The 7,943-nt window shown below is 55.8% G+C and carries 4 protein-coding genes; all 4 read left to right on the forward strand.

The annotated features are described in order from the left end of the window. The first annotated feature begins 289 nt into the window (after positions 1-289). Positions 290-2,122 (forward strand): S-layer homology domain-containing protein, encoded by a 1,833-nt coding sequence (locus tag HMPREF2527_RS03955; RefSeq protein ID WP_070506519.1) that lies wholly within the window; start codon positions 290-292, stop codon positions 2,120-2,122. Between the two features lie 455 nt (positions 2,123-2,577). Beyond that, positions 2,578-3,459: an S-layer homology domain-containing protein gene (locus tag HMPREF2527_RS03960; RefSeq protein ID WP_070506521.1), complete on the forward strand. Its 882-nt coding sequence runs from the start codon at positions 2,578-2,580 to the stop codon at positions 3,457-3,459. A 342-nt stretch (positions 3,460-3,801) separates the two neighbouring features. Continuing rightward, positions 3,802-5,760 carry a gluconolactonase gene (locus tag HMPREF2527_RS03965; protein ID WP_070506524.1) on the forward strand — a complete coding sequence of 653 codons (1,959 nt, stop codon included), beginning with the start codon at positions 3,802-3,804 and terminating at the stop codon, positions 5,758-5,760. 360 nt (positions 5,761-6,120) lie between these two features. Continuing rightward, on the forward strand, positions 6,121-7,656 hold the full coding sequence (locus HMPREF2527_RS03970) for an S-layer homology domain-containing protein (protein ID WP_070506526.1): 1,536 nt from the start codon (positions 6,121-6,123) through the stop codon (positions 7,654-7,656). The last annotated feature ends 287 nt before the right edge of the window (positions 7,657-7,943 follow it).

Consider the following 7,943-nt stretch of genomic DNA (forward strand, 5'->3'; position numbering starts at 1 on the left):
ACCTGCAGAGGTTGCATAGGTGCGAATTTTTCGAATGCGGTGGGTTTTTTGTGCTTTCTTTTTTGTACAGTGACCGGTGTTTGTGCTTATCAGCACACTATTTAGGCATATTTTCCACGTCATGCACATACTTTTTAAAGCTATACTTCACCTTAAGACATGCGATAAAACACACAGGCATTTTTCGCACTGATGACCTTTCAGGTTCCAGCACGTCTTAACTATTTGCTACGGTGTTTATGCGCACCACACTCGATGCGTGACACCGATAAAAACTGATTGGATAACAATGTCCTCACTTCCCAACCACATGCGCTTTGCGCTACCCAAAAACATGGCTAAGAGCGGCTGCGCCCTCACTTTGGCGGGCGCCATGCTCTTGCCCCTCTCTCCCGCGTTTGCCGCACCTGCTACTCCGATAGCAGCCCAGGCTGTTGAGCAGGGTGAGGTTCAGGGTGCTCAGCGTCTGCAGGTTACCTCCGGCACTTTTGATATTCTCAAGGGCGGCAACGTGACGGTTAGCGGCTCCGGTTTCTCCAAGGACTTCGTTAAGGGCAAGTCGTTCCGCCTGTACGTTGTTCCGAAGGGTGAAAGCGTTGCTTTCTCGCCGCACCGTCCGCGTGATTACCCCTTCTATGTTCAGGATGTTCCCGCCTCCGCTTTCGCGGCTGACGGCACCGTGAACCTGACCGCTTCTATCGGCGCTAACTATCTGGAGGCCAATGGCTCGTCCTTCGATGTTGTGCTCGGTTACCGCGATGACGCTGAAGACGGCTGGATTCCCGCGGATGAGGTTCGTACTGAACTGAAGGTTGCGGATGTTCCCACCGTTGATTCCCCTACCCTGTCGTACAGCGCTTCGTCGGTGAATGCTTCTGAGAACGCTAAGGTCACTGTGAACGGTGCTGGCTTCCAGAACATTTCGTACAACGGTAGCGAGTCGCTGATTGTTGCGGTTCGTGCGGTTGATCCGGCGACCGGCAAGGCGACCGGCCCCGCGCTGGCTCAGTCGGAGGCTAAGTTCACCTCCTACTCTGCGTTCTTCGGCCAGTACATGGGTTACACCAACGGCCGTTTCTCGACTGTTCTGGACATCCCGGCGGGCACCCTGAAGTCCGGTAGCTCCTACGTTGTGCAGACTTTCGAGTTCAACGTTCCGGAAGATAACGATGAGGCGAACAGCCAGGCGCTGAGCACTCAGACGTTTGTTCCGGTGAACGGCGAGAACGTTAAGAAGGCGTCTCCTTCGGTTTCTTTGAGCACTGACAAGGTGGATCTGAGCTCTTCGACCACTATCCGTGTGAAGGGTAAGGATTTCGAGGTCCCCGCTGGCGCTACCGTGAACGTGCTGTTCTCGGCTGCTGAGGCTGACGGCAACCCGACCGGTGAGGCTCTGGAGAGCATCACTCTGAGCGCTGACCGTGTGGCGACCGGCGCGTTTGAGACGACCGTTAACGTTGACGGCACCAAGCTGGATGCTGATGGCCACTACGCTATTTTCGTGACCGTGAACTACGCTGACGGTGACAGCGAGCGCATCGCGGCTGATTACCTGACTCTGACCGGTGAGTCTGCGAACAAGAAGGCTCGTGAGCGTTTCGCTGATGTTCCGGCTGCTCACGCGAACCACAAGGCTGTTCTGTGGGTTGCTGATCAGAAGCTGATTGATTCTCGCGAGAAGGATTGGTTCGGCGTTAATGATGATGCGACCCGCGGTGATCTAACTGTTGCGCTGTACCGCATGGCTGGTTCCCCGAAGGTTACCCTGCCGGCTACTAGCCCGTACGCGGATGTGAAGAGCGATGACCCGAACTACGCTGCGTACATTTGGGCTCGTCAGAAGGGTATTACTTTCGGCTGGTCTGATGGTAAGTTCCACGCGAATGCGTCTGTGTCTAATGCTACTGTTGCGGCGTTCCTGTACCGTTTTGACGGTAAGAAGCCGGTTGCTGTGACTGAGGCGCCGTACACCGATGTGAAGGTCGGCTCTGCGTTCTACCGTGAGATTACTTGGGCTAAGCAGCAGAAGCTACAGGTTTTCCCGGGTTCTGAGTACCACCCGTCTGCGCTGGTGAGCCGTGGTGAGCTGGCTGGTTTCTTGATGAACTACAAGGTCCGATAGGGCTTTATAAGGTTCGCTAGGACTAGCCTCTAGGGTCTAGGGATTATGCCGGGCTGGCGGCGATGAAACGTTGGTTTCATCGCCGCTGGCCCGGCTTTTCTGTGCTCTTGCGGGGTGTTTATGAGGTGTCTGCAGGGTATCTGTAGGGGGTGTGAACGGGGCTGTTGTCCGCTGCTATCCTGCGGTTTTTCGGGGTATTTTTGCCGGTTGCCACGCTAGTGTGGGCTGTACCGCATGTGGGGCGCGCCTCATGCAGTACCCGCTATTGGGTGGATTTTTGGGGTGCTCCACTCCCCTTTTTCACAATTGTTCCGTGGAGTGTAAATTAATATTCTTCAAGCTGTGGTTTATGCTTAGGACTGTTGCGCCCCCTTGGTGCGCGCCCGTTTCCGGTTGGGCGCCTGTTGTGCGAGGGAGCCCATCACACACCGATACATCAACCACATTGAGGATTTATGTCCCAGAATTTTAAGCAGTCGACTGATACTGCCCATAATTCTTCTGCACCTCTGCTGGCACCGGAGGGCACCGCCGAGGCTTCTTCTCAGGCTGAGTCGAAGAAGCGTAAGCGCCGCCGTATTGAGCTGGCTGTTGGCGCTGTGGCGCTGGCGGGTGTTTTGTATCTGCCGTTCTCACCTCTTTTCTCTTTTTATGATTCGTCGGAGGCGCGTCTTTCTTCGGCGGATACTGCTGCGCCGGCGCCCGCTTCGGCGACTTCTGCTTCTGTCCTGGTGTCGAGTTCTTCGACGCAGGGCCCGAAGATTCTGCGTCCGTCCGTGACCGCGCCGGATGCGAACACTATTTTTGCTGATGCCACTGAAGATTCTGCGTACTATGCGGGTATCCGTTGGGCTGTTCGCACTCAGACGATGGAGCCGCTTTCTGAGGACCATTTTGGTGCTGAGGATCCGGTGACTCGTGGCGAACTGATCACCATGTTCTATAAGTTGGCGGGTTCGCCGGCGGTGACCCGCCCGGAGCATTCGCCGTATGCGGATGTTGATGAGTCTGACCCGAACTATGATGCGTACCTGTGGGCGCGTCAGGAGCGTATTACGTCCGGTTGGGTTGATGGTAAGTTCCATGCGGAGGCGCGCCTGTCGAATGCTTCTGCTGCGGCTCTGCTGTACCGTGCTGATGGCGCGCAGAAGATTCAGATGTCGGGTACTTCCCCGTTTAGCGATGTTTCGTCTGCGACTCCGTTCTACCGTCAGATTGTGTGGGCGTCTCGCCATGGCGTGTCGACGGTGTCTGAGGGTAATGCTTTTGAGCCGACGGCTCAAACGTCTCGTGGTCGTGTTGCGATGATGATGTACCTATACTTCCGCACTTCCTAGTTTTTGCACTTCCTAGTTTCTGTGCTTTGTTTTAGCGCTTTGCTTTAGCGTGTTTGGCGGCCCCGCACTCTTGTTTGGGAGTGCGGGGTTCTTTTTTCGGGCTTTAGCCTGCTGGGCTCAGTTTTTAGCGGCTGGTCAACCTGGGAAAACCCTCAGAACCTTCAAGTCTCTCTTGAGTGTTTCCTGACTTCTATTCACCCCTTTGATAGGGTGAAATTGTCCCCGAAACTGACGGGGATATTCGACCACTTCTCATTGGGTTGGCGCAGATTCGACGAAGATTTCTCACTCCCCTTTTAGAAACTGCATTGGCGCGATGGGTTCGACCAATAAGGAATGATTATGTCCGCTCTTCCGAATTTCAAGGCTTCGTCCTTCTTCCGTGCAGCACGGGGTTGCGGTGCATTGGCGCTGGCTGGCGCGATGATTCTGCCGATGTCTCCTGCGCTTGCTCAGAATGTTGCCGCGGATACTCCTGCGGCGGCTGTTGCTGGTTCCCTGCCGGATGATCGCGTCCGCGAGAATCCTGTTGCTACTTCTGATGAGTTCGCTCCTCATTGGAGCTACAACGCTTTGAAGGATACCGGTAACGATCAGGTTCTGAACTTCTCAGGTTGGGACTTCAACGGCGATATTAACTCCCCGAAGGGTGTTCAGATTGTTGTGCGTGAGAAGGGCTCGAGCACCCCCGTCCTGGCTATTAGCGACATCATCGAGTACAACGACCCCGAGTATTCGTCCCAGTATCAGCATGGGCTCCTCAACGGTAACGTTAAGATTCCCGCTAACACCCTGGATTCAGCTAAGCAGTACACCGTCGAGGTGTGGGGTAACAATGGCTACGATGACGACGAGTTCATTACCCCTGTCGTAGGTAAGGCACCCGAGGGCCGCGGCACTCTGCTTGCTTCCCAGGCGCTGAACTTTAATGGTTCTGATGGTTCGCAGGCTGCGGATGTTCCGGGAGCTAAGCCTATTCAGGAGGCTACCCCGACGTTTGAGGTTCTGTACGACGGCAAGGCTCAGCTGCTGTACACCTTCGAGGGCGGTACCGTCCACGTGAAGGGTTCGGGGTTCACCAAGGAGTGGCGCGAGAAGCACGGCAAGGTGGCGGTTTATCTGGCCGCTTCTCAGGGCGTTCCCGATGGTAGCGTTCTGCCCGCTGATGATACGCCGCTCCGCTATGAAGAGGGTAAGGACTTCACCATTGCCGAGGATGGCACCCTGGATGCTCAGCTGACGGTCAAGCCGGACGTGCTTCAGCGCTACTATGAGCCTCGCAACTACTTCCCCGGTATCCCGCGTTACGAGGTGCGTTACGAGGTTGTCCTGGTTGCTGAACAGCAGGGTCAGCCCCAGCTGACCCTTAAGGATCTGTGGGCTGGTAAGAACGTGGTGCAACGTATTGCGGTGCAGACTCAGGCGTACCGCCCTGAGAAGTTTGCTCCCAAGGTGGAGTACAAGGCTCTGGGCGACACCACCGCGGATCAGGACATTTACTTCTCGGGTACCGGTTTCTACGGTGAGATTCACTCCGTCAAGGGTGTTCAGTATGTAATCCGTGAGAAGGGTTCGAACACCCCTGTTCTGGCGACCAGCGACATCATTGAGTACAACCACCACGACCGTGCCTTTGAGTATGTGAACGGCGTAGTGAACGGCACCGTGAAGGTTCCGGCTAACACTTTGGATGCTTCGAAGAAGTACGTGGTGGAGGTCTGGGCTAATGACGGCTACAGCGAGAGCGGCGAGTTCCTTGCCCCCGTTGTGGGTAAGGCGCCCGAGGGTCGCGGTGAGCTGTTGGCTTCTCAGGACCTGAATTTCAAGGGCTCTGACGCTGTTGAGGATAAGAAGCCTAGCTTGACCGATGAGCAGCGCAAGGAACGCGCTACCCGCGGTGAGCTGGCGGTGGCTCTGTACCTTCAGGCTGGCGCCCCCGAGGTGAAGCTGCCGGAAGTCTCTCCCTGGCCGGACGTGAAGACTGACGACCCGAACTACGCTGCGTACATTTGGGTTCGTGAGAAGGGCATCAGCTACGGTTGGTCGGACGGCAAGTTCCATGCGGACGCTGGTATCTCGAACGCTACCGTTGCGGCGTTCACCTACCGTGCGGCTGGTTCTCCTGCGGTGAAGGGCGATTCTCCCTATGTGGATGTTAAGCCTGGTGCTCCGTTCTACCGTGAGATTCTGTGGGCGAGCCAGAACTTGCCTACTGTGTACGGTGGTCACTATTTCCTTCCTAAGCAGCTGCTGACTCGCGGCCATCTGGAGACTGTTCTGACTGCTTTCCAGTCTCGCTAAGCTAGCTCGCTAAACTGGCTCTGCTTATCGACTAGTCGCACGAATAACCCCGTGTTTCCGAGTGGTGTTTCTATTCGGGAGCGCGGGGTTCTGTTTTCGGGGTTTAGCTTGCTGAATTTAGCGTGCTGGGTTCAGTTCTTAGCGGCTGGTCAACCTGTGAAAACCATCAGAACCTTCAAGCCTCTCTTGAGTGTTCCCTGACATCTGTTCACCCCTTTGATAGGGTGAAAATGTCCCCGAAACCGACGGGGATACTCAACCACTTCTCATTGGGTTGGCGCAGATTCGACAGAGATTTCTCACCCCAGAAACCCTATGAACCTGCATCATCCCGGTGGGTACGACCCGTAAGGATGATGTATGTCCCCGCTTCCGAATTCTAAGTCTTCTTTCCTCCGTGCGGCGCAGGGTTGCGGCGCACTGGTGCTGGCTGGCGCTATGGTTCTGCCAATGACTCCGGCACTCGCCCAGGATGCGACACCTGTGGCTAATGCACCGGCGGCAAATACTGCATCCCCCAAGCCGGCTGCTCAGGACGCAGCGGCACAGCCGACGTACTCCACTGATTATGACGGCATTCTGTACACCGGCGAGGGTGGCACCGTGACTCTGAAGGGTACTGGTTTCACTAAGCAGTGGCGTGAGCAGCACGGCACCGTTATCTTCTACATTGCTGCTACGAAGGACCGCCCCGGTAACGCTGAGCCTTCCACGTCGATGCTCCGCTTTGAAGAGGGTAAGGACTTCACCATTGCCGATGATGGCACTTTTGAGGCGAAGCTGACCATCAAGGCTAATGCCCTGGAGAATTTCTACACTCCCATCGATTATTTCCCGGGTATCACCCTGGACGAGGTGCGTTACGAGACGGGTATTTTGACCGAGGCTAAAGGCCAGCCGCAGTCGAGCATTGAGGATATTTGGGCTCGTAAGAACGTTATCGCCCACCACCCGATGTACACCCGCGCTTACCATCCGCAGGTCCTGGCACCTAAGTGGAAGTACGATGCTCTGAAGGACACCACGAAGGATCAGGAGCTGCTGATTCAGGGTGAGGGTTTCGTTGGGGAGGAGCTGCCCGGTCGTGAGGGTGCCATGTACGTGATTCGTGAGAAGGGCACCGGCACCCCCGTCCTGGCGATGAGCGATATGAAGTCCTACTATGAAGGTCCCGATGGCGTAACCCGCCTTGAGGGAGGCACTCTTTACCGCACCATCAAGCTCCCCGCAAACACCCTGAATCCTTCTAAGCAGTACGTCGTTGAGGCGTGGAGCGACTACGACTACGACCTCACCAGGAAGGACAGGCCCCTCATCACCCCGATTGTGGGTTACGCGCCGGAGCACCGCGGTGTTCTTATGGGTCGTCAGGATTTGAAGTTTGAGGGTGTTCAGGACTTCGCGGATGCTACCGTACCTAAGGGAGAGTACAAGAGCCTGATTTCGAAGCTCACCTACCAGGAGCAGCAGCAGCGCGCTACTCGCGGCGAGTTGACTGCGGCTCTGTACGCTCAGGCTGGTAGTCCCAAGGTGAATCTGCCTAAGACTTCCCCCTGGCCGGATGTGAAGACCACCGACCCGAACTACGCCGCCTACGTGTGGGCTCGCCAGAAGGGCATTACTTTCGGCTGGTCTGATGGCAAGTTCCACGCGGAGGCAAGCATCTCGAACGCCACCGTTGCAGCGTTCACTTACCGTGCAGCGGGTTCCCCGGCTGTATCGGGCGTGTCTTCCTTTACCGATGTGAAGCCGAGTTCTGCGTTCTACCGTGAGATTCTGTGGTCCACTCAGCAGTATGTCATTAATCCGGATTTCGGCTCTTTTAATGCGACGGATCTGGTGAATCGTGGTCAGTTGGAGCAGATGCTGTTCAACTTCCAGAACCGCGCCAAGTAGAACGGTGCAGGGTAGAACCGCGCTATGTAAGACGGACTAGTTCTAAGCTGAATACCCCGTGTTCCCGAATGGTTTTTCTATTCGGGAACACGGGGTTCAGCTTTTACCGGCTGATCAACCTGTGAAATGTCTCAAAACCTTCAAGCCTCCCTTGAGTGTTCCCTGACATCATTTGGAGGGTTTGATAGGGTGAAAATGTCCCCGAAACCGACGGGGCTTCCAACCATTTTTCTCATAGGGCGCGCAGATTCAACGGCGAATTCCCTACCCGCCGTTGACCCCCCCCC

The organism is Rothia sp. HMSC071B01 (assembly GCF_001808945.1).
In the GTDB taxonomy this organism is placed as follows: Bacteria; Actinomycetota; Actinomycetes; order Actinomycetales; family Micrococcaceae; genus Rothia.

Excerpts from the sequence above, each read along its gene's own strand:
- HMPREF2527_RS03955 (WP_070506519.1), top strand. The coding sequence starts at position 290 with ATGTCCTCACTTCCCAACCACATGCGCTTTGCGCTACCCAAAAACATG.
- HMPREF2527_RS03960 (WP_070506521.1), top strand. The coding sequence starts at position 2,578 with ATGTCCCAGAATTTTAAGCAGTCGACTGATACTGCCCATAATTCTTCT.
- HMPREF2527_RS03965 (WP_070506524.1), top strand. The coding sequence starts at position 3,802 with ATGTCCGCTCTTCCGAATTTCAAGGCTTCGTCCTTCTTCCGTGCAGCA.
- HMPREF2527_RS03970 (WP_070506526.1), top strand. The coding sequence starts at position 6,121 with ATGTCCCCGCTTCCGAATTCTAAGTCTTCTTTCCTCCGTGCGGCGCAG.